The sequence below is a fragment of the Acrocarpospora macrocephala genome, assembly GCF_009687865.1.
In the GTDB taxonomy this organism is placed as follows: domain Bacteria; phylum Actinomycetota; class Actinomycetes; order Streptosporangiales; family Streptosporangiaceae; genus Acrocarpospora; species Acrocarpospora macrocephala.
Map to the genome: position 1 here is coordinate 59,168 of NZ_BLAE01000007.1, position 21,674 is coordinate 80,841.

19 protein-coding genes and 1 pseudogene are annotated in these 21,674 nt (G+C 65.0%); 9 read left to right on the top strand and 11 right to left on the bottom strand.

Annotated features, from left to right (window positions below):
- The first annotated feature begins 1 nt into the window (after position 1).
- Together brxD and Amac_RS06105 are read left to right on the top strand one after the other, a co-directional pair.
- Complete coding sequence (gene brxD / locus Amac_RS06100) at positions 2 to 1,330, top strand: BREX system ATP-binding protein BrxD (RefSeq protein WP_155353333.1); 1,329 nt, start codon at positions 2 to 4, stop codon at positions 1,328 to 1,330.
- Positions 1,327 to 3,429 carry a DEAD/DEAH box helicase gene (locus Amac_RS06105; protein WP_246268098.1) on the top strand — a complete coding sequence of 701 codons (2,103 nt, stop codon included), beginning with the start codon at positions 1,327 to 1,329 and terminating at the stop codon, positions 3,427 to 3,429. The genes brxD and Amac_RS06105 overlap by 4 nt, the downstream gene beginning before the upstream one ends.
- A 382-nt stretch (positions 3,430 to 3,811) precedes the next feature.
- Here Amac_RS06105 and Amac_RS54700 read toward each other — a convergent pair whose 3' ends face one another.
- The 9 genes and pseudogenes from Amac_RS54700 to Amac_RS06155 all read right to left on the bottom strand — a co-directional run bounded on the left by Amac_RS54700 (position 3,812) and on the right by Amac_RS06155 (position 14,193).
- Positions 3,812 to 5,476 (bottom strand): DNA/RNA helicase domain-containing protein, encoded by a 1,665-nt coding sequence (locus tag Amac_RS54700; RefSeq protein ID WP_218040898.1) that lies wholly within the window; start codon positions 5,474 to 5,476, stop codon positions 3,812 to 3,814.
- Positions 5,477 to 5,511: 35 nt separating this feature from the next.
- Positions 5,512 to 8,040 carry an FxSxx-COOH system tetratricopeptide repeat protein gene (gene fxsT / locus Amac_RS06120; protein WP_170322348.1) on the bottom strand — a complete coding sequence of 843 codons (2,529 nt, stop codon included), beginning with the start codon at positions 8,038 to 8,040 and terminating at the stop codon, positions 5,512 to 5,514.
- Between the two features lie 429 nt (positions 8,041 to 8,469).
- Complete coding sequence (locus tag Amac_RS57840; RefSeq protein WP_155353483.1) at positions 8,470 to 8,775, bottom strand: DNA/RNA helicase domain-containing protein; 306 nt, start codon at positions 8,773 to 8,775, stop codon at positions 8,470 to 8,472.
- Positions 8,673 to 10,382, bottom strand: coding sequence for a DNA/RNA helicase domain-containing protein (locus tag Amac_RS06130; RefSeq protein WP_155353335.1), 1,710 nt, complete (start codon positions 10,380 to 10,382; stop codon positions 8,673 to 8,675). Before Amac_RS06130 ends, Amac_RS57840 begins: the two co-directional genes overlap by 103 nt.
- Positions 10,383 to 10,541: 159 nt before the next feature.
- Positions 10,542 to 10,854 (bottom strand): annotated as a pseudogene (locus tag Amac_RS06135) (IS3 family transposase); the annotation flags it as partial.
- A gap of 373 nt (positions 10,855 to 11,227) precedes the next feature.
- Entirely contained in the window at positions 11,228 to 12,124 is an 897-nt protein-coding gene (locus tag Amac_RS06140) for a GntR family transcriptional regulator (protein WP_155353337.1), read from the bottom strand.
- Positions 12,125 to 12,288: 164 nt separating this feature from the next.
- A complete protein-coding gene (locus tag Amac_RS06145; protein WP_155353338.1) occupies positions 12,289 to 13,212 on the bottom strand; it encodes a GntR family transcriptional regulator in 924 nt (307 codons plus the stop codon).
- 388 nt (positions 13,213 to 13,600) lie between these two features.
- Complete coding sequence (locus Amac_RS06150; RefSeq protein WP_170322349.1) at positions 13,601 to 14,002, bottom strand: ATP-binding protein; 402 nt, start codon at positions 14,000 to 14,002, stop codon at positions 13,601 to 13,603.
- The gene (locus Amac_RS06155; RefSeq protein WP_155353340.1) at positions 13,999 to 14,193 is read right to left on the bottom strand and encodes a hypothetical protein; all 195 of its coding nucleotides are present in this window, start codon (positions 14,191 to 14,193) and stop codon (positions 13,999 to 14,001) included. The genes Amac_RS06150 and Amac_RS06155 overlap by 4 nt, the downstream gene beginning before the upstream one ends.
- Positions 14,194 to 14,751: 558 nt before the next feature.
- On the opposite strand from Amac_RS06155, the gene Amac_RS06160 reads away from it, so the two are divergent.
- Positions 14,752 to 16,083 (top strand): helix-turn-helix domain-containing protein, encoded by a 1,332-nt coding sequence (locus Amac_RS06160; protein WP_155353341.1) that lies wholly within the window; start codon positions 14,752 to 14,754, stop codon positions 16,081 to 16,083.
- A 43-nt stretch (positions 16,084 to 16,126) separates the two neighbouring features.
- Here Amac_RS06160 and Amac_RS06165 read toward each other — a convergent pair whose 3' ends face one another.
- Both Amac_RS06165 and cutA read right to left on the bottom strand, forming a co-directional pair.
- Entirely contained in the window at positions 16,127 to 17,554 is a 1,428-nt protein-coding gene (locus tag Amac_RS06165) for a helix-turn-helix domain-containing protein (protein ID WP_155353342.1), read from the bottom strand.
- Positions 17,555 to 17,847: 293 nt separating this feature from the next.
- The gene (cutA, locus tag Amac_RS06170) at positions 17,848 to 18,216 is read right to left on the bottom strand and encodes a divalent-cation tolerance protein CutA (RefSeq protein WP_155353343.1); all 369 of its coding nucleotides are present in this window, start codon (positions 18,214 to 18,216) and stop codon (positions 17,848 to 17,850) included.
- Positions 18,217 to 18,383: 167 nt separating this feature from the next.
- On the opposite strand from cutA, the gene Amac_RS06175 reads away from it, so the two are divergent.
- From Amac_RS06175 to Amac_RS06200, 6 genes are all read left to right on the top strand, one after another.
- On the top strand, positions 18,384 to 18,611 hold the full coding sequence (locus Amac_RS06175; RefSeq protein ID WP_155353344.1) for a hypothetical protein: 228 nt from the start codon (positions 18,384 to 18,386) through the stop codon (positions 18,609 to 18,611).
- Positions 18,611 to 18,748, top strand: coding sequence for a hypothetical protein (locus Amac_RS06180; RefSeq protein ID WP_155353345.1), 138 nt, complete (start codon positions 18,611 to 18,613; stop codon positions 18,746 to 18,748). The genes Amac_RS06175 and Amac_RS06180 overlap by 1 nt, the downstream gene beginning before the upstream one ends.
- A gap of 44 nt (positions 18,749 to 18,792) precedes the next feature.
- Positions 18,793 to 18,981: a hypothetical protein gene (locus Amac_RS06185; RefSeq protein ID WP_155353346.1), complete on the top strand. Its 189-nt coding sequence runs from the start codon at positions 18,793 to 18,795 to the stop codon at positions 18,979 to 18,981.
- A gap of 56 nt (positions 18,982 to 19,037) precedes the next feature.
- Positions 19,038 to 19,382, top strand: coding sequence for a hypothetical protein (locus Amac_RS06190; protein ID WP_155353347.1), 345 nt, complete (start codon positions 19,038 to 19,040; stop codon positions 19,380 to 19,382).
- On the top strand, positions 19,379 to 21,211 hold the full coding sequence (locus Amac_RS06195; protein ID WP_155353348.1) for a cell division protein FtsK: 1,833 nt from the start codon (positions 19,379 to 19,381) through the stop codon (positions 21,209 to 21,211). The genes Amac_RS06190 and Amac_RS06195 overlap by 4 nt, the downstream gene beginning before the upstream one ends.
- Positions 21,212 to 21,378: 167 nt before the next feature.
- The gene (locus Amac_RS06200) at positions 21,379 to 21,552 is read left to right on the top strand and encodes a helix-turn-helix domain-containing protein (protein WP_155353349.1); all 174 of its coding nucleotides are present in this window, start codon (positions 21,379 to 21,381) and stop codon (positions 21,550 to 21,552) included.
- Positions 21,553 to 21,674: the final 122 nt, after the last annotated feature.

Here is a 21,674-nt window from a genome sequence, read left to right on the forward strand (position 1 = left end):
GGTGTCGGAGTCGGTGTCGGTCAGCGCCATACGGCGTCGCGAGGTCATCGACGCGCTGCGAAACGGGGCAGTGCCTCAGGCAGGGCTCGACCTGCTCGCCGTCGGCCTCGACCGATTCGCCTCGGCAGTGGACACCGAGTTGGACACCGTCACGTCCGGAGGAGCGGTGTTCAAAGCGGTCCGCGGTGAGTACGGCTCGGGCAAGACCTTCTTCACCCGCTGGCTCGCCGAACAGGCCAAGCGTCGAGGCATGGCCACCTCCGAGGTCCAAGTGTCGGAGAACGAGACCCCGCTACACAGGCTGGAAACTGTGTACCGGCGCCTCACCGAGCGGCTCTCAACCGCTTCGTACGCGCCCTCGGCACTGCGACCTGTGGTCGACGCCTGGTTCTACGTCCTAGAGGAGGACGCCTTCGCGGCGGACTCGTCGCTGGAAGGCGCGGCGCTCGAAGCCGCCGTCGAGGAACTGCTCTCCCAGCGGCTCGCTGAGGTCAGCCGGTCCGCGCCGACGTTCGCCGCGGCCTTGCGGGGTTACCGCAATGCGCTTGCCTCCGGAGACAGTGGGACGGCCGATTCCATCCGCGCCTGGCTGGGCGGCCAGCCGAACGTTGCCGCGGCGGCGCGCCGGGCCGCCGGAGTCCGCGGTGACCTCGACCATTTCGGAGCCCTGGGCTTTCTCCAGGGCTTGCTGACGGTGCTGCACGACTCCGGCCATCCTGGCCTGGTGCTAGTGCTCGACGAGGTGGAAACCCTGCAACGGGTCCGCTCCGACGCTCGCGACAAGGCACTCAACTCGCTGCGCCAGCTCATCGACGAGGTCCACTCCGGCAGGTTCCCCGGCCTCTACCTTCTCATCACTGGCACATCCGCGTTCTATGACGGACCCCAGGGCGTGCAGCGGCTCACCCCACTGGCACAGCGGCTCTCAGTCGACTTCACCTCCGACGCACGCTTTGACAACCCCAGGGCGATCCAGATCCGGCTGCCGGGGTTCACGCTGGACTCGCTCGGCGAGCTCGGACGTAAGGTCCGCTCCCTATACGCCTCAGGGAACGATCGCATCTGCTCGGCTGTAGACGACACTTATGTCAAGGAACTCGCCTCCGCAGTGGCGGGACACCTCGGCGGTCAGATCGGTGTCGCACCCCGGACCTTCCTGCGGAAGCTCATCGACGTGCTGGACAGAGTCGACCAGTTCGACGACTTCGACCCCCGCAAGCACTACGCACTCACAGTCTCGGCCGTGGAACTGACCGACGTCGAACGGAACGCAGCGCATGCTGTAGCGCCCGCGGATTCCGCCGATGAGGTCGAACTGGACCTGTCGTGACATTCGCGCAGCTACATCCGGCGCTGGCGCACCACATCGTGAACACGCTCGGATGGCCCGAGTTGCGTCCCCTTCAAGAAGCCGCCGTGGACCCGCTGATGGCGGGCTCCGACGCGCTCCTGCTCGCTCCCACGGCCGGCGGCAAAACCGAGGCGGCGATATTCCCGCTCCTCTCCCGGATGGCATCATCCAACTGGCACGGCACCTCGGTCCTGTACGTGTGCCCGCTGAAGGCACTGCTGAATAACCTGCTGCCGCGCCTGGAGAAGTACACCGACTGGATCGGCCGTCGGGCCGCTCTGTGGCATGGGGATGTCAACGGTATGGCGCGCAAGCGGATCCTCGCCAGCCGCCCCGACGTGCTGCTGACCACACCGGAGTCCCTTGAAGCGATGCTCGTGAGCGTCAACGTGGACCACCGGCAGTTCTTCTCCGGCCTACAGGCCATCGTCGTCGACGAGGTGCATGCATTTGCTGGCGATGACCGAGGCTGGCACCTGCTCGCCGTCCTGGAGCGACTCACCCGGCTCCTCGAGCATCCCATCCAGAGGGTGGGTCTGTCGGCCACTGTCGGCAATCCTTCGGAGCTGCTGGCCTGGCTCCAGGGGACAAGCACCCGTCCCGCTCAGGTGGTCGCTGCTAATAGTGCCGCCGCTCCGTTGGGCACGCCGTCCGGTGATATCCAGCTCGACTACGTCGGCTCGGCCGCGAACGCTGCCAAAGTGATCGCCTCGTTGCATCGAGGCGAGAAACGACTGGTCTTCTGCGACTCCAAGCAACTGGTCGAAGAGCTTGGACACACTCTGCGGGCACTAGGCGTCACCACCTTCCTGTCCCACGCCTCCCTGTCCATCGAGCAGCGCCGGCAGTCTGAGGCGGCCTTCGAAGAAGCGCGCGACTGCGTGATCGTCTCAACCTCCACCCTGGAACTGGGCATCGACGTAGGGGATCTGGACCGCGTCATCCAGATCAACGCTCCAGGCACCGTCGCCTCCTTCCTACAGCGGCTCGGACGTACCGGACGCCGCCCCGGAACCCTGCGCAACTGCCTGTTCCTAGCACTCACCGACGATGCCCTCATGCATGCGGCGGGTCTGTTGGTCCTGTGGGGAAGGAATTGGGTAGAGCCGGTCACCGCGCCTCCCGAGCCTCGCCATATCGTCGCCCAGCAAGTGCTTGCGCTCTGCCTCCAGGAACACCGAGTCGGCGACCAGGTATGGCGAGAGTGGTGGAACGGACTCGGACCTTTCGGCGGCGCGGCGGACCCGATCGTACGGCACCTCGTCTCCCAGGGATTTCTGGACGAGGACTCCGGCATGTTGTTCATCGGTCCAGAGGCCGAACGCCGTTTCGGGCGACGGCACTTCATGGAGATGACCAGTGTTTTTACCACAGCCCCTGAGTTCACGGTGCTGGCAGGGAGGAAGGAGGTAGGCCGCACCGACCCGGCTCTGCTGACCGAAGAGATCGAGGGGCCACGACTCCTCCTGCTCGGCGGGCGCACCTGGCGGGTCACCTACATCGACTGGCGCCGGCGGCGTTGCTTTGTCGAGCCGTCGGACGGACAGGGAAAGGCACGCTGGAACAGCATCAAAGGGCTGAGCGGACTGTCGCACATGCTGACCCAGGCGATGCGTTCAGTGCTGCTCGGCGAGGATCCGCCGGTGCGGCTCACCCAGCGAGCGAAACAGCATCTCGCGACGATCCGCGAGGGGGCCATCGACACTGTTCATCCTGCTGGCACCGTCGTCACACGCGACAGGAACGGGGAAGTCCGGTGGTGGACATGGGGTGGGTTCCGCGCCAACGCGACCCTCGCGTCAACGCTGACGGATATTGCCAGCCCAGGACAGCGGGTCGAGGACGACTCCATCAGGCTCCGCGATGACGTCACCTTCGAGCAATGGAAGGTGGCCGTGGCGGATGGGGTCGCCCGGCTCTCCCTCCCGGAAGTCGACCAGAAGGCCCTCAACGGACTCAAATTCAGTGCGGCGCTCCCGCGTCGGCTCGCCGAGGCAACGCTCGCGGCCCGGCTTGCCGACTTGGAAGGCGCCGCAGCAGTCCTCCGGGAATCGGCACGCTGGACGGTCCTCATGTAGACAGATGGGAGATTTTCGAAGACCCTGGGCCCCGCCTTTGCGCTACTCCTCGGCCATGAGAGAGCCGTCGCTGGTGAGAAGCCGGAGGCGGGCTCGCCGAGGGACTCGTTCAAGCCCAGTGACGCGAACCTGGTCAGGTCCTCGGCATCGTCACCTGCGACGGGGCTGTGCTGAACAAGGACCTCAAGTCCTCTGACCACGCGGTGGGCTACACGGAGGACAGAGAACGGCGCAAGGGCTTCCCCGACGACCAGGCAACGTTGGTGACGCAGTCGACATTGGCCCACGTTTGCCGATCCGAGTGTGATTCCGGCCCTTCGGCCGGAATCAATAGTTGCGCCCCAGAATTTACAATTCATCTCTTTTGTTGATGTGGCTATGGTTAAGCATCACTATCTCGTTTAGAAGTGGTAATCGGATCATCTGACTGGATGATCTTCATCATGGCTTCACGCTGAGATGCTGGCGCCGGTATGCGTACGAAAGCCCCCGACTCGGTCTTGTAAACGCAATCGATGCCGTAGCGATGGAGTAGACCGGTATCGGCATCGGTGGGCTGAGCGGGGAACAGTCCGGTGAGTCGAGTCACTGGCTGCGGACTGTGGGGGCCGTAGTCCAGGAGTTGCCCGAGCGCCTGGCGGACGAAGGCGTGGTCTGCCGACCGCTTGGCCTCTACGATCTCGGTGTCGTCGGATGTGACGATATACAGGTCGGTGATGCCAGCCGGAGCGCGGAAGCGAGCAACCGCGACACCGAGGGTCGCCTGGTAGCTCTGCACGAGGTGCGCTTCCACGCGGTTGACAAGGGTCGTCCCGCCCAGTCGATCGAAGCTGGTGCGGAGGATATTGACCGCTTCGACGCCGATGACCTGAACACCGCTGTCATTGAGAGTGGTTATGGCGCGCTCTGTCAGCGTCTCGATGCCGAGGCCGTCGAGGACGTTTCTGCTCTTCTCCGCGTCGAGGAGACGCAGACCCATGAAGTTATCCCCCGGGGTGAAACCGGGCAGGTCCCAGATTTCCGTGTAGGGGATCGCGGTCTGCTCGTAGTTGAGCAGGCTATAGACGTTATGCCAGGAGCCGTGTTTGGCATGAGGGGACCACAGGGTGTCGGCGAAGGAGGCGTTGCGGAATGAGTGGCCGATCTCGCCGACCGCACGTACATGATTCTTGCCGGTCAGCAGGACGATGTCGCCCGTACGCAATTTCGCCATTTTAGCGTCGTGGATGCCTGTTGCTCCCCAGAACCTCGCCTTGCCATCGGGGTGCAGAGCGTCGAGGGCTGTCCGTTCCTCCAGTGTCAGGGGCGTCGCGTACGGATCCGTGTGGTAGTCGATGGGCTGATTTAGGGTGATCTTCCAGTGCCGAAGCGCTTCGGCATTGCCTGACGGGTGGATGAGGACCTGCGTCAATGAAATCGTTCCTTGTGGGGTGGGCTCGTCACAAAACGGGGATGCCGAGATCGGCGAACAGCCGGTTGGTGGCGGGGTCGGTGGAATAGAGGACCGCGCCGGACATGCCTCGGGTGGCCAGGACCCGGTAGGTGTTGCGGACCAGTTCCCGAATCGGGGGGCACCGTGGACCTCCTTGTCCTTGTTGGCTCGGCGGTTGGCTTGCCAATCCTGACCGGTCCAGATCAGATCATCGCCGAAGATGACGCCCGCGTAGTCGTACTCGAAGCCCTGCGCGGTGTAAATGCAGCCGATCCGACCGAAGCCAGCGGGGTGAGTAGCCCACAGACTGGATGGAGGGATGCCGTTGGTCTCCCTATCTGTACTGGAGTTCCAAGGGCGGCGCCAGTCGCCGATTTGGACGTCGTCGACCAGGGTGCCGTCGGCAAGATGGTCACTCCACGGCCAGCAGAAGCCGGCACCGATGCGGGCGCTGTACCCGTCGGCCTGCTTGGCCCGTAGGAAGTCTGAGGTGCTACGGCGATTCCGGACAGCCGTGTATGAGCGCAGGCTGTGCGGCTGCTTAAGCTGAAAGGAACCCGTCGCGTACTTCCAGGGGTGCATCACCGAAACGACGAAAGCCTTGGCCTGCCTCATAGGCATCCCGGGCTTCGACGGTCGCGCGTCTAAGATCATTCTGTGAGGAGCTCCAAGGCCGCGTGCTCGACCCTGGCCGCCGTTGTCAGGGGATGGTCGTGCCCGTGAGCTCGCAGGGAGTGGTCCACGACGATGATGTACTCGGCCCGGGCTTCGGCCGTGCGGCCCTGCTTCGCCATCAGGCGCGCCAGTTCATGGCGGGTGGCGATCGTTTGGGGGTTGTCGGCGCCCGCCACTCTGGTCTGGTCACGCATGACCGCCATCAGCACGTCTTCGGCCGCGTGGTACTCGCCTTTGGCCAGAAGGGTCCGGCCGAGTTCGTATCTGATGTCGAGGGTGTACACATGGTCGGCACCTCGCACCCGGATGGAGATGTCCAGGGCCCTGCGCAGGTCTTCTTCGGCCTCGGCGTGCCTGCCAAGCTCCGTGAGTGTCGAGGCCCTGTTGGACAGGCTCAGCAAGGTGTCTGAGTGCTCCGGCCCCAAGATCCGCACCTGTTGCACCAGCAGGGCGCTGTATTCTGCCTCGGCCTCTTCGAGAAGGCCCTGGTCGACTAGGTTAGTGATCAGATTGAGCCTGGTTCGGAGCGTAAGGGGGTGCTCTGCACCAATGACCCTCGTGCGTACAGCAAGCAGATCCTGGTAACCCGCGTCAGCTTCGGCGTAGTGTCCCAGCTCGCCGATGGCGCGGATCCAGTGGAACCGTGTGGTGAGCGTGTCCGGATGTTCGGGGCCGAGGACACGCGTACGGACCGCCAGCACTTCCTTGCAGGCACGCTCGGATGCGGCGAACAAACCGCGGGCCGCCAAGGCGCGCGCGATCTCATGCCGCGTTGCCAGGGAGTCGGGGTGATCGGCTCCAAGGACGTCGTTTTCGATCTCTAACAGGTTCTCGTACGTCTGACGCGACTCCTCGTAGCGTCCCTGGGCGAACAACGCTTGCCCGAGGCCGTGTCGTACGGCAAGCGTGTCGGGGTGTCGTGGGCCCAATGTCGCCTCCTGGAGGAGGACCTGTCGTAGCTCGGCTTCGGCCACGACTGCGTCGCCCAGGTCGACGCGGGCCCTCGCCCGCTGGTGGCGCAGTGCCAGCACCCGCTTGTGCCGCGCGCCCAGCACGTCGCACTGCCGAAGCGCGAGCGCCCCCAATTCCGCCGCCGCGACGTATGCGCCGATCACCCGCAACGCGGCCGCCCCTCGAGCGGCCACGTTGGCGAGCTGGTCGAGGACGGGCTCCTCGATGACAGCAGGGGACAGGCCGAGGAGGGCACGCAGGTGCGGCATCAGGCCCTGCCACGCCGGCCAGTTGGAGGGCTCGTCCTCGCGCAGGTCCGAGACGACACGGTGGACCACTCCGACGGCGGCTCGGGTGAGCTCAGGGGAGGCATGAAGTCGACCCGCGGCTGCCACCAGGGGATGGACGATCAGCCCTCGCCGTTTCCAGCCCGGCACCGTGCGAGTCTCCACCAGGCCCATCGAGAGCAGTGCCTCCAGCCCGGACCGCACCTTCCGCTCCCCGCCGCTGACCTTTGACAACACTCGTGTGTCCAGCCATCCGGTATCGATCTCCACCGACGGCGCGAAACAGGACAGCACTCGCAGCAGCGGCCTTGCCTGTGCCTGTCCCTGCCGGGCCAGGGTGTCCAGCGACACCTCCCACGTGCTCGTCACCGCAGGGTCGTCACTGCCTTCGCCGAGCAGTTCGGGCAGCCGGTCGTCCAGCGCGGTTGTATAGGCGGTGAACGTCTGCTCGGCTGAGAGTGGTGAGGACAGATGGTGTCCGGCATGCGTCAGAGCCAGCGGCAGACCACCCAGCCGACCTGCGAGAGCTCTGGCCTCGTCGAGCGTTCCTCCGTGCGCGGCAAGGCTTACCAGCAGCCGGGCCCCTTCGTCCTGGCTCAGCGGCGCGAGTGGATGAAGCGCGCCGTGCCGCCCCCACGCTCCGGCGTCGACGACCCGGCTCGTCACCAGGATCAGCCCCGACCGGGTTGGCCGCAGCCACCCGGTCGCCTCCATGACCGGAGCACCGGCCACTTGCAGGGCGTGCAGATCGTCGGCATTGTCGAGGACGAGCAGCCACCCGGTCCTCTGCTCAAGCCTGGCCCACAACACGTCGGCGGCAATCCGACGGCCGGCCCGAGCCTCCTCCACCTCACCCAGCGGCGCGCCGAGTTCCCCGGCGAGCCTCAGCAACGGCGCTGTCATCGAGGCTTCGTCGATCGCGCTCACCCACCACACCAGGCAGCCCAGCTGCCGTGCCCGTTCGGCCAGCGCCAGAGCCACAGTCGTCTTGCCCACCCCGCCCAGCCCTGCCAGCACGTGGAAACGGCCGTCTGGCTCTATCAGGCGTTCCTCCAGCTTCGTGAGGAGTTCCTGCCTGCCGGATAATTCGCCGAGCTTGCCCGTCGGGGCCAGCAACCTCGGCACAGGCTCGGTGGTGGCAGTGGTGGTGACGGTGACGGCGGGAACACGAGCGTTGCGCTCGCGTGGCGTTCGCCGAAGCTGCAACACGGCGACAACCGCCGCAGCCACTCCTGCTAGCGTGCCCACCAGGGCCACGAGGTCCATGACCGGTACTCTATGAACCCACAAGGCCGGGTGTTGTAACAGCATCAAGACCGCTGGCGGCACTGTCTCCGACGACGCTCCACGTTGCGCCGTTTCGAAACGATCACGAATCGCAATCGTGATCTCTCACTCCGCTACCGGGCGGCTGGGAGTGTGATCGGGAGCGGACGGCCTATGGGAAGCTCTCCGCCGGTCCAGTTTCCCGAACCCGGGGACGCCGTGAACCTCCTTGCCCTCGTTGGCTTTGCGCGCGACCTGTACGCCCGGGCCGGCCCTGGTGGTCAAGTTGTTGCCGAGGACGACGCCCGCGTAGTCGAACTCGAATCTCTGAGCGGTGGAGACCGGTCGATTTGGCCGAAGCCGGGCCGGATGGGCGGCACGCAGACTAGGGGGAGGGCGGCTGTTACCAAATCCGCGTCGCTCATGGGCTCAGCCTTCCAAGACAGGTACACCGAGGTCTTCCAGAAGATGGTTGATAGCGGGGTCTTCGGCATAGAGGACGACCCCGCGCATTGCGCGTGTGGCCAGCACCCGATACGTATGGCGGACGAGGGTGTCGAAACTGGGAGCGCTGCGCTGGTCCGGGTCCAGGTTTGCCTGCCGGACCGTGGCCCAGCCTGTGGGGGTCCATGTCAAGTCGCGGCCGATGATGACTCCGGCGTAGTCGAACTCGAAGCCTTGAGCGCTGTAGATGCAGCCGATCTGGCTGAAGCCGGCGGGGTCGGTGGCCCACAGTGGCCACGGGGGATGCCGTTGATTGGCTCATCGGCTTGAAGGTTCCATGGGCGCTCCCAGCCGGGCAGCTTGACGTCCACGGGGAGAGGATTGTTGGCGGTGGGTTCGGGTTCGCTCCATGGCCAGCAGAAGCCGGCCATGATGCGCGCGGTGTGGCCTTCGGTCACCCGTTCCTGCAGGAACTTCTCCATGGCGGCTGGATGACGGGCGATCTGGACGGTGAATCCGTCGATTTGCTGCCACATGGGCTTGCCGTTCGTGGGTGCAAGCTTCAACAGTCGCTCGATCCAGTTGACGTAGCCGGGCGAGCCGGCACAGCGGAACTGATGCCGTAGGTCGATACGGGTCACTGAATATCCAGCGCGGGAGGCCGCTTCTTCGATGAGGGCAATGGAACCGAGTTCGTTGCGGCGCACGATCTGGAATTCGTCCAGGAGGAAGACCGGCACATGGGCGGCGTTGATCAGTTCATCGATCTGGGGCGGAGCGACGCGCGTGTCATCCATCGCCTGGCGGTCTCGTGAGGTGCGGCGGATGCGGTGCGCTTCGTCGGCGATCAGAACGTCCAGGTCTTTGGCGGTGACGTCGGTGAAGTTGTTGAAGTAGGCGAACCCGCCGCGCGCCTTGCCGGTTAAGCCCGCGCGGGCTCGCAGCGTCTGGGTGAACGCGCGACTGCCGGTGGCGTGCACCGCCCGGGTGCCCTGGCGGTTGAGCGCGCCAAGCAGTTCGACGGCGATCACGCTCTTGCCGGTACCCGGACCGCCGACAATAACGACGACCTCCTTGTGGCCTGCCTTAGCCTTCTTGACCTGGGCCCGCACGTAGTCGTAGGCCTCCCGCTGCTCGTCCAGCAGAGGAAACACGCTGCGGGTGCGGACGGCCTCGGCGACCTTGGTCATGAGCCCCTCGGCTGGGGTGACAACCGACTCAAGCAGGTCATCGGCGCACTGCGCGGATCGCTCGGCCGACAGCACCGCCCGCAGAGTCTCCTGGAACTCTTCACCCTGGTCCTTACCGAACAGGCGCACCCAATGGGGAATCACGGGGTCGAGACCTTGGGCGCCAGGATGAATCGCTGCCACCTGCTCGCTCGGGGCGTTGTGGAGGTTGACCACGCCGCACACCATGGCGTTACGAAGCAACGGGACGAAGTCCGTCAGCACCTGCCGATACCCCCACACCTGGTTGGCCGGGTGAAGGGTCGCCTTGCCGCCGCGGCTGATGCGCACAAGCTCCGATTCGGACACCGGCTGCACCCACGACCACTGCTTGTTTTCCACCACGACCACCGACATGCGGCCGGAGGTGGGATGCGTGCCGACCAGGACCATGTCCATGCGCACATCGGTGATGGGGGTCTTCATCTCCAGCAGCACGGTCACATCGCCGAGCCCAGCTTTGAGCAGGGCATCTACCACCGTGGGGATGCTGTTAGCCCACGAGCTAACCTCGCTTGGGCTCGGTTCCTGCCACAGCAGTTCCCGGTAGGCTTTGACCAGTTGCTGGGTCAGGTTGCCCTCAGCGATGACATCGGCGAGTTCGCGTGCTGTTGCACGGTGCAGGCAGGAGATCGCCATAACTGTGAGCCCCCAGACGAGCGTCGCCAACGTTAGAACTAAAGATCATCTCGGAGTAGATCCATCAGCCTACGACGTTCGCCTCGACCTCGCGGAGGTGTCCGCTGGGAGTGACTTCTGCTGCGGTAATTCGACCCTCGCCATCCAGGTGGAGCTGCCCCGGTTTGATGGACACATCAGGGCTTTCGGCTACGCGGCAGCATAGTCGCTTTCGTGGATGGGTTTGAGTGCCTGCCGGCGCTCGTATTCGGCGGGGCTGAGCTGGCCGTTTGCCGAGTGGCGGCGGCGCGGGTTGTAGAACCCCTCGATATAGGCGAACACCGCCCGCTCGGCCTCTGACCTGGTACGGAAGGTCCGTCGGTCGATCAGTTCGCACTCCAGGGACGCGAAGAAGCTTTTCGGTGATCGCGTTGTCGAAGCACGTCCCGGTCCGGCCCGTCGACGGGCGGATGCCCGCCTGCTCGCAGCGCCGACCGAAGGCGATCGAGGTGTTGCGACGACCAGTTGAATCCGCCCCGAGGATCTCGGGCCCTCGCACGTCCAGAGAACACCAAGCCGGTTGACCACCGCTCCCGTCACGCACAGCAACATTCGGCCAGCACTCCCAGCCGTTCAGCACGCTCCGGATGTCACCAACATTTCAAGCTCGTTGATCAGTAACTGGCCCCCAAATCCATCTACACCCGGCTCTCGTTTACGCCTTCATAGCCACACGCGAAGACCTCTCCCACCGCGTCAGCCCAAGATCACCACGGCCCAGTACCAGAACTTATTCATCCGCCACAGCCGCACACAGGGGTGGTCGGGCCTAATACAAGCCAGGCTGAGAACTCGGGCGCGTCGGAGGCCCTCCCACGTCTTTAGGGCTACTTGGGTCACTGGTCGGAGTCCGCCACCGCTCTCTCACCCTCACCCGTGCCCCGCAGTGGCGTCCCCTGCGGGACGATGAACCTGGCCGCCCTGCCCACGGTGTGGACCAGCCCACGCTCATGTAACTCCTGGAGGGCCTTCCGGGCGCTCATCGGCGATACCTCGAACTCGCGGCGCAGCTCGCTCTGATTCGGCACCCTCGCGCCGGGCTTGATCTCCCCATTCGCGATCTCTTCCGCGAGGATGTCAGCGATCTGCCGGTAGACCAGTTCCGGGCCGCCACGGTAGATCTTGGCCGCCCGCCCCTCACCCCGGGTTGGCCACTTGGTTTCCGGGGTGACCACGAAGGTTCTCGGTCCCAGCGGCACCGCCCAGCGCTGCGAGCACAAGACCCGCACCGCCCGGTACGCATGCTTTCGGCTGGTCTCGCCGAACGAGCGCATCAACTCGGCCTGAGGCGGGATACGCGCCCCCACCGCGAGTTCCCCCGACCGGATCCGGGCGATGACCTCATCTGCCATCAGCCGCCACACCTCCCGCTCTTGCGGACCCGACGAGCGGAGCGCGCGCAGCCCGGACACCACGGGCAACCCCGGCCGCGCGGCAACCACATCCCGGCGCAGTCGCCCGCGTCCGCGTATCTCCACCCCCGCAGCCAGCAGCCGCGCCCGAACCCGATGCGCGGACATCCCGAACTCCACCCCCAGCGGGCTCAGGCCCCACCCCGCCCGGTACAAGCCCGCCAGCTCTTCCCCGCTCACCTCCCGCTTCTCAGCCGACGCCGCCACCGGCTCCACCGATCTCCCCAGCTCCGCCCGTACCGGCGTGCGGACCCGACGACCAGGACGCCGGATCTGCACGCCCGCCTCCGCCAGCCACGTGCGAACGGTCTTGGAATCCACCCGAGCCCACGCGGCAATCGCCGCCAAACTTGCCCCGCCCCGATACCGCGCCACCAAATCTGCGGTCGTAATCCCCGGGATCTCCTGGCCACAACGACCGCACGCAGGCCGCAACGGCTCATTTCGATACGTGCGCACCAGCACCTCTGTACCGACCTGGCGCTTCACCGGCCACCCCCGGCGCTACCCACCGGCACTCGTCTACCGGGATCGCATCCATTGCGACCGACTCCCGACCCCGGCACAGTCCCGGCCCCCGAACCGAGAGGGCGTGCGCCCCGCTCGGCCGTGGCCGCCTCCCACACCTTCCACGCGGGCCACCGCTCCGGCCGCGCCGCGAAACTCGCCCGCCGCGCCACCGTGTACACCCACCCCGCCTCACGCAACACCCTCACCGCACGCCGGGCCGTGACCAGCGAAACGCCATACCGCATGATCAGCGCCTGCTGACTCGGGATCCGCCGATCCGGCGCAATCCGGCCCACCCGGATCTGATCAGCGAGATCCCGCGCGATCACCACATACACCGGCCGCAAACCCGAATCCGCCGAACCGACCCCCAGCCCGACGATCGTTCCCGCCCCGCCGAGAGTGTAGGCCAGCCCACGCTCCCGCAACTCCCGATGCACCGACCGCGCCGTCTCCCGCCCGACCCCATACACCCGGCGAAGCTCACTCTCACTGGGAACCACCGCCCCAGCAGCCAACTCCCCGTTCTTGATCATCCGGGCCAGGATGTCGGCGATCTGGCAGTACAACGGAACCGGCCCCACCCGATCCAGCACATCACCCCGCAGACCAGCACTCCTGTCCGGGCTCCTCTCCCGCCCGACCTCGCCCGCAACCACCACACGCCCGTTGCCGACGACGTGAATCAGTCCCCGCCCGGTCAACTCCCGCTGCACCAGCGCGGCGACACTCCTGCTGACCCCATAAGTGCGCATCAACTCCCACAGACGCGGAAACGGCGCACCAGCGGCCAGCTCACCACCACCGAGCTTGGCGACCAGGCTCTCGATCACCTCCCCGCAACGAGACCCGGCCACCGAATCCGTCACGGAATCGGCCACGCAGTGATCGCCGGTCATACGGCCACCTCAAACCACACCGTCCGCTCTGCGAACATCATCAGCTCTCCTACTCGTGTTCTCTCGTCGTGAACGCGACACCACATCGGCGACCGAGGGGATCTCCGGCATCCCGCGCTGTCTGATCTCAGCGGGCATCCCGCCGCATCTCACGCGTGGCGGAACGGGGAGCGCGGCCCAAATCCGCGCATCACCCGCCCCGCCACACCAACCCCCGGCCACCCACATCCCGCGCCCGAACCTGGAAAGTCAGCACGGAACCGCTCGACCCCGGGAGGAGCCACCTCCGGGGGAGCTAGGGCCAGCCAGGGGCAGCCTCATCCCCCCGCCATGGCCGCAGAGATCATCCGCAGCCCTTCACCAGACCCCGGCAAACAGTGATCGCCGGTCATACAGCCACCTCAAACCACACCGTCCGGCCCGAACCGTCCTCATCCCAGTCCCAGCCACGCGCGATCTGCTCCACCAACCGCAGCCCACGCCCCCCAGCGGACAGCAATCCCTGGTCGTCCCGGACCTGCGGTTTGCTCGCATCCGAGCCCTGGTCGCAGACCTCCACCCGCACGATTCGGTCAGGGCAGCCGATGACCACGACCCCCACCCGTCCGCCATGCCCGGATTCGCTGTGCGCGACGGCGTTACTGACCAGCTCCGAGACCAGCAGCAGCACATCCGACGCCTCACCGACACCCGCCCGCTCCAGCAGCCCCCGCACAAAAGCCCGCGCCCGCACCACCGAGGCAGCCTCACCGGGCAGGTCAACGACCCCCAGCACCCCCAAGCGGCTCACCACGACACCGCCCGCAGGATCAACCCCACCGGGTCCTCACCCTGCGCCCACACCGTGGAGGCACCCACGGTGTACTGCCAGCCCCTGAGCTCTTTGCGCATCCGCACCCGCACCACCCCGGACATGCCTCCCGGCATCTCCAGAACCGCAGGCACCCCCGGCTGACCCGACAGCCGCAGCGTGCACGACACTCCCCGTCCCTCCAACGCAAACGCCAGACGCGCCAGAAGATCGAACCGCTCACGCCGCATCTGCTCCCGCAGCGACAGCCCACCGCTCGCCGGCCGCGGATCTTCCCGACGGCCTCTCCGTCTGCGACGGCCACGCCTCCCTCTAAACTCGTTCACGGTTCGCACCTCCAGTTGTGCGAGCAAGGGTCCGTCTGGTCGTTCGCAGCGCCAGCCGGACCCGCCCTATCCCGGGCCATCAGCCCTCTCAGCACGCAATCGTTGACGTCACTTTCGGTAGCCGACAAGGCGCGCAATGTGGGCGCTGCGACCACGCCAGGACCACAAGCCGACCTCATCGCGCAACGTTTGACCGGTGGCGACCAGCCATCTCACTGACCCATCGCCCCGACCACTACCGAAACGTGTGGTCACGATGACCACACCCTGACCACGATCACGACGGAGCCGATAAGCCCTGCCGTGGTGCAATAGGGGAAGTCTCTGGGGGTACCCGGCAAAGCCATACGGCACGGGTCACGGATTCCACAACCGACCCGCACCGTGACCACGATCACGAGGATGACGATGACCAGAACATCGCTGCCTGCCCGGCCGAACGCCTTCCCCTCCCGGCTACTCGGCTATGCGCTCCGCTGGTGGCGCGATGTCCGGGGCATGTCCCTGCGGGAGGTTGCCGAGGCCATCCGTATGGACCATTCGCACCTTGCCAAGCTGGAACGCGGGGAACGGCCGACACCGCCATACCTGGTCCCCGACCTGGACCGCCTCTACACCGCCGATGGTCAGTTGATGGCGCTCCACACCGCCATCACGCATCTGGACCAGATACGCGCCAACACTCTTGGCATAGCTTCCCCCGCTCACGGCAAGGATGAGGACATGGAACGTCGACGGCTTTTACAGCTTGCCGCCGCGACAGCCGGACTCGGAGCGCTCGGTGCCGCAGGCGAACCGGTACGCCAGCTACTTGACCTGTCCCTCAATCACGAATCCCGGAGCATCGAGGAATGGGAACTTGCCGTCGCCGCCCATCTGTACGGACTGCGCACACGACCGGCGGCCCAGGTCCGAGATGACCTCGTCGTGGATCTGATGACCGCACAACGGCAGCTGGACAGGACGCCCATCCAGGACAAAGCCGAGATCCAACGGGTCATCGCTGCACTCTCCACTCTGCACGCGAACGCGCTGACTCGACTGGGTGACCACGGAGCGGCCTTGCGCTGGTGGCGCACGGCACGCGTTGCAGCCCACGAGTCCGGGGATCTGCAACTGGAGTTGGGCATCTACGCGACGGAAACAGGCCACGCCAATTACGGTCAGCGCGACCCGCTAAGCACCCTGCAGCTGATCCAAGGCGCGCAGCAGATCGCGGGAACCACACCCTCACTTGGCTTGGCACTGGTCACCTGCTCTGAAGCGAAAACACTTGCTCTGCTCGGAAGGCACGATGAGGCTCGCCGGGCGTTGAATCACACCAGCGATTTACTGGAGGTCCAACCACCCCCACCAAGCATCATGCCGAACTACTGGCAGGCTGGTCAGCTTCCGTTCGCGGAGAACCTGGTTCACACATACGCCGGGAAGGAGGCCAAAGCGAGTGAGGCAAAGGATCGCTCGCTTGTCGTGTTGGGCGTTACCGGGGATCAGCAATATTCTTCAATTCTTCAACTCCACGACGCCCTATGCGCAGTGCTGAACGGTGGAATCGATCAAGGCGTACAAAGTGCCGCCTCAGTGATCAATGATCTTCCGACTGTACAACGCAGTAACATGATCATGGAGACAGGGCGCAAGTTACTCCGCGCGGTACCTATTGATCGCCGGGACCGCCCGGCAGTCGGAGAGTTCCGCGAATTACTGGCCATCGCCCCCGCCACCAGCGCCTAAGAGCGACGGGCGATTCGCGATGAGCACTGGCACCGAAGGAATATCATCCGCGCGAAGACCCGAACTGGGCCTTTGTCATCGCAATATCTTCCAAGAACGCCCGGACCAAAGGTTGATTTCGCCAGCGCATCAATCCCTGGCCAAGCGCTTCATATTTCGGCAGCCAGATTGTGTACGCCGTTTCCCTCAGCGCAGTAAGGCCTTGCAACGCTAGCCTTGCCGTCTCATTGACTGCACCCTGAACGAAGTATGCCGTTGCGATGGTTTCAAGGATGATCACAGATCGTTGCCTTCGCGACTGCGGCAATCGCGCCAGCAAAGTAAGCGCTGACTCCTGCGCCTCATCGACTCTGCCCACGCCAGCAAGTGTCGAGATTCGGAAAGTATCGAACCGTTCTTGATCCAGGAACCGAGTCCAAACGCGATCCTCTTCTGGATCGGCCATGCTGTACGCTTCCTCTGCTTTCGCCCAAGATCTCAGAGCTTGTGAGCGATCCCCCAGCGCCACGCTTTCCTCAGCATGTCGTGCGGCAATCCATGACAGGGTTCCGGGGGAAGCAGTGGGAGAAAGAATCTCCAGGGCACCGCTTAAGAGAGCTCGTGAGCGCCCGTGGGCACCTTTCATCCCGGAACTGTAACTTCGGTATCCGAGCACGCAGGCATGGATCTCAGGGTCGTTCGCCTCTTTCGCGGCCCTTTCTGCGGTTTGGTAGAAGCTGCGAGCAGTTGTGATGTCTCCTTTATCGGCAGCGATCCAGCCCGCAAGCGTGCTACTTTCTCCGGCGACCACGATAAGACGGTGCCGTAATTCGTCACGCGGATCAGCCGCTGTACCGCTCAGAAGGACACTGACCTCTCTGAGATGCGCAGCGATGCCCCCGAAGAGGATTGGGGCTGCGATCAGTTGCTCAAGTCGATGAAACCCGAATGACCTGGCCTCGATCTCTCGGACTATCGACTCATCCATAGCATTCGGTCTGGCCAGGGCTGCTGCCAGCCTTTCGGCAATTTCGCTCTGTGCCATGACTGCGGAGGAGCCAATTTTCCCCGCCAGTTGAAGTAATTCACGACGTCTCACGCTCTCCCCGCCTCTTCCTACGGCCTCCGCCAGCAGCTGGAGTTCATATGTGTCGGTGGGTAGACCATTTCCTTGGACGGAAGGCGAGATCTTGCCCGGCTCACTAGCCGCTGCGAGTCCCAATGCCCGACGTAGGTTCGCGGGCATGTCCAAGCCGTTGGCTACAGATTCAAAAATAGACTTGGCCATCGGCACCCGCTTGCCGGTCTTGTACTCACTCAAGCGCCCCTGGGAGATACCCGTGAGACCAGCGATCTTGCCCTGAGTGACGCCGTACTTCATCAGGGTCCGGATGATCGCCCCGAGATCGCGCGTTCTGCACGCAGCTTCCATCTCTTGACCTGCAAATATGCGCTCCAGGTTCTCTCTGAGGTCTTGCTGGTCCAAGGCCATGGCAGGCGTATCGTCCCCTAGGCATCAGCACTGCGAGAGCAGGTATAGGACCTCCAGTCCATCACACCGTGAGATATCACGAGCAGATACGAGTGCGATCAGTCAACTTACAACGAGGATCGCTTTAGTTCCGTCACTCTCGCACCGCCCATCACACCGAGCAGCCCAGGTCACGAGCCGAAGAGCTCGCATAGGTGTAGGCCGCTTAGGGCGGACTGTCACCAGAGACATGCCTCCACCCCTTTACTGAGGCGGGAATCGGCTGGGCACTATCACCAGTAACAGGCGAATCATTATTCGCTGTGATGTGGATCGGCAGGTCTCCTGATGGGGCGGGCGTCGCGCGCTTCGACCTCATCTGCGATCCATCGCAAATAGGCGGAATTGCCCGCGATGATCGGGGTCGCGATCACCTCAGGTGTGTCGTAGTCATGATTGGTCTCGATGTATTCGATTAGATCGGGGACTCGCCCAGCGACCGTCTTAATGAAGAGCTGCCATTCTGTGGACGCTTCCATGGCGCCTTGCCACCAGTAGCAGGAGCGTATGGGGCCTCCGATTTGAACGCATGCCGCTAGTCGCGCTTCTACGATTCCCTGCGCTAAGCGTGCTCCGGCCTCTTCGCTATCCACCGACGTCTGAACCTGCACGTACTCAACCATGGCTCCACCCCTTCACTCTGCTCGTGATCTCACCCTGCGATAAATGAATCTCGCGCTGGAATAAAACGATCGCACCGTCGGATCTCACTCGGCAATGGGTTACACCGATCTCCCAAACCTACTGTCGCTGCCATAGGAATCAAGCGAACTCAGGGAGGAGAACGGTAATGGACATCTTCACACTGATCGTGTTGGGGGCGGTGTTCCTGGCCGGTGCCGCGCTGGGAATTTTTCTCCTCCTGTTCGTCGGCATCCGCCTCGGTGATCGCCCGTCTCGTACCCCCCAAAGCAGCGCACTTGGGGCTGTGACTCGTCGCGCTGTGGGCCTGTACCAGCGCAATCCCATTCCCACAACTAACGATCCCGATTCGACCATGCGAGGAGGTGAAGTCTGATGCGCGCTCTCTCCCTGCCGTCCTTCGGTCGCCGGTGCCTGTGCGGCGCGGCCCTGCAGTCCTCCAACGCCAAGTGCCACAAGTGCCGTGCCCGTGCCCGCTGGTACCGCCGCAAGGCCCACCACGACGGCATCTAACCCCACCCCATCCGCGCCCACACCAGCAAAGGAGGTGATGACCTGTGGAGATCTCCATTCCCATCGTGCTGATCTTGGGCGCTGTCGTGCTCCTCGCATGGCGCTACCTGCGCCTCAGCCTCTGGCAAGCCGTGGCGTGCACACTGTTCGGCTTCCTGCTGGCCGCAACCGCCGCCGCCCCCACCATCCGGACCGCCGTCAACGCCGCGCTGCGATGGCTGACCAACCTGTGACCAGCCACGAGCACCCGCAGCGCTCGTGATCGTCTCGACCCAAAGGAGTGATGCCCATGACCGACCTTCCCCCGCCCGACATCGACCTTCAGGAGATCACCACCAGACACCACACCGCCCGACGCCTGCTCACCGCCCTATCCGCCTCGACCCTGACCCTCGCCGACCTGTGGAACAGCCTCCACGCGGCGTTGGACGACATCCCCGCCCTGTGCGCGGAGATCCTCCGCATGCGCGACGACATGACCGCCCTCTACCACAGTCGCGCCGACCTGCTCGCAGCCGCCCGCGCCACCCTGTCCGCCGACCACGCCGGCGAAACCGACCCGCTGTACTACCTGCGAGACGAACTCACCCAGCACACCCCACCCCCAAGCGACGATCAAGGGGACACGTGGTGAGGCGCTCCACCTCCCGGTATCGCATCCGCCGCAACGCCCGCCAGGTCCGCCGCTACGGAGCCGAACCCATCGTGCTCCTGTCCGATGACCTGGACCTGGCACCCCTGCTCATCACCGCCATCGGACGTGTCCTGTGGCGGTACCGGTCCGAACTCGCGCCGTTCCTCACTGCCGCCCTGATGGTCGGGACGGCGGTGCTGCTGCACGGCAATGCCCCCAACCGCTGGGTGACGGTTCTGGCTGTGACCGCCGCTGCCGTGGGCGCGGTGGTGGTCTTGCGGCGGTGGCTGGACCTGCGCCCGATCGAAGCGGCCTACGCCGCTACCGTGCTGGCACTCGTCGGCGGATGGACAGGCGCGGCCACCGTCATCGGCCCGTTCACGCCACCCCTGCCCCTGGCGTTGGCCATCGGGGGTGTGGTGGTGGCCGTCCCCTGGTGGGCGCACCGCCGCAGACGCGCCCGGGTGCGCGTGGAACGCAAGCTCGCCGCCTGGCCCGACATCGCGCACGCGGTCGGCCTGGCCGGTTCACGCGTGCAATCGGCGCTGGTGGACCTGTGGGGATACCGCGTCCGCGTCGCGCTGGCCCGTGGCCAGACCGTAGAGGACGCGGTGGCGAAGATTCCCGCCCTGGAGTCGGCGTTGGGGGCGCGCAGGGGTGCGGCACGGATCCAGCCGGTTCCCGAACGCGCCGACCGCATGGAGCTGCGGGTGATCGAAACCGACCCGCACGCCGACGCCATCGGCTGGACCGGACCCTCGATCACCTCAATCGCCGAACCGGTCACGCTGGGGCTGTTCGAGGACGCCACCCCGGTACGCGTGTCCCTGCTGCGCCGTCACGCCCTGGTGGGCGGGGTGGCCGGCGCCGGCAAGAGCGGAGCCATCAACGTCATACTCGGGGAACTCACCGCATGCCCCGACGTGATCATCTGGGGCATCGATCTCAAACGCGGCATGGAGTTGCTCCCGTGGGCGTCCTGCCTCGACCGGCTGGCCACCACCCCGCAGGAAGCTGAACGCCTGCTCAGGGACGCGATAGCGATCCTGGAGGCCCGCGCCGATGCCCTGGCCGGCGACGGCCTGCGGGTGTGGGAACCGAACCCGGACGCCCCCGCGCTGATCATCCTCATCGACGAGTACGCCGAACTCGTCGATGAGGCACCGGAAGCCGTCCGGCATGCCGATTCCATCGCCCGACGCGGACGTGCGGTTGCGGTGACCTTGGTCGCCGCAACCCAACGCCCCAGTCAGAAGGCCATGGGACACGGCGCGGTCCGCTCACAGATGGATGTGCGGCTGTCCTTCCGCGTCCGCGAACAACGCGACGTGGACTTGATCCTGGGACAGGGGATGCTCAAGAGCGGATGGCACTCCCACACCCTCAACGCGCCCGGCAAGTTCCTGCTCAGCGCCCCCGAGCATGACATCCCGCGCCGCGCCCGTACCTACCTCATCGATGACCACCAGGTGCAGCGCACCGCCAGCACGCACGCGCCGCACCGCCCCCTGCTGGACCCCATCTCAGCCACCGCACCCCAGGCTGCTAGGCCGCACGGACACGGCCACGAGCATGGTTCAGAAGCCGACCCTCAGCAGGCACGGGAACCGGACCGGAACGGCCGTCACAGCGCCGTGCAGGACGCCGAGAACGCGCTGTGGGAAGCGCTGTGGCGTGCCCCCTCAGAAGGCATCTCGATCGATGAACTGCTCCGCGTCACCGCCATGAGCCGACCCTGGCTCTACAAACGGCTCAAAGAGCATTCCGATGCCGGGCGTATCAGCCAGGTCTCCCGCGGACGGTGGCGCGGCTACCCGACCGTGAACTAACCCAGCGTGATTGTCTTCGTCTCCCCACTTGTCTCCGTCTACGGGCGCGCCTGCACGTAGGCGGGATGCGGAGACGGAGACAAAGACGAAGACAATCACGCAGCGTGAAGTACCGACGAAATCGGGTGGGCGTTCTGTCCAGGGGAGGAAAAGGAGGTGGTGCCCTCATGCAGGCATACACCGTCGAGCAGGTAGCAGAGATCCTCAACATCGGCCGCGACAAAGTCTACGCGCTGCTCCGTACGGGACAGCTCAACAGCATCAAGATCGGCAAGCTTCGTCGGATCACTGATCGGCATCTCGCCGATTTCGTCGCTTCCCTCGAAGCGAAGGAGTCTTGACAATCATGTATAGCAAAGCATTACATAGCTATACAAGCTGGCGGCGCGCCCTCTACTCACCAGAGGGAAGGTCTCCGGTTTCTCGCCCCTTGAGAACTTCAACGACGCGACGCGCCCACTGT

Coding starts and splice junctions, on each gene's coding strand:
- Amac_RS06180 (WP_155353345.1), top strand. CDS start 18,611: ATGCGCGCTCTCTCCCTGCCGTCCTTCGGTCGCCGGTGCCTGTGCGGC.
- Amac_RS06175 (WP_155353344.1), top strand. CDS start 18,384: ATGGACATCTTCACACTGATCGTGTTGGGGGCGGTGTTCCTGGCCGGT.
- cutA (WP_155353343.1), bottom strand. CDS start 18,216: ATGGTTGAGTACGTGCAGGTTCAGACGTCGGTGGATAGCGAAGAGGCC.
- Amac_RS06200 (WP_155353349.1), top strand. CDS start 21,379: ATGCAGGCATACACCGTCGAGCAGGTAGCAGAGATCCTCAACATCGGC.
- Amac_RS54700 (WP_218040898.1), bottom strand. CDS start 5,476: ATGAGGCAGGCCAAGGCTTTCGTCGTTTCGGTGATGCACCCCTGGAAG.
- Amac_RS06145 (WP_155353338.1), bottom strand. CDS start 13,212: ATGACCGGCGATCACTGCGTGGCCGATTCCGTGACGGATTCGGTGGCC.
- fxsT (WP_170322348.1), bottom strand. CDS start 8,040: ATGGACCTCGTGGCCCTGGTGGGCACGCTAGCAGGAGTGGCTGCGGCG.
- Amac_RS06190 (WP_155353347.1), top strand. CDS start 19,038: ATGACCGACCTTCCCCCGCCCGACATCGACCTTCAGGAGATCACCACC.
- Amac_RS06165 (WP_155353342.1), bottom strand. CDS start 17,554: ATGGCCTTGGACCAGCAAGACCTCAGAGAGAACCTGGAGCGCATATTT.
- Amac_RS06160 (WP_155353341.1), top strand. CDS start 14,752: ATGACGATGACCAGAACATCGCTGCCTGCCCGGCCGAACGCCTTCCCC.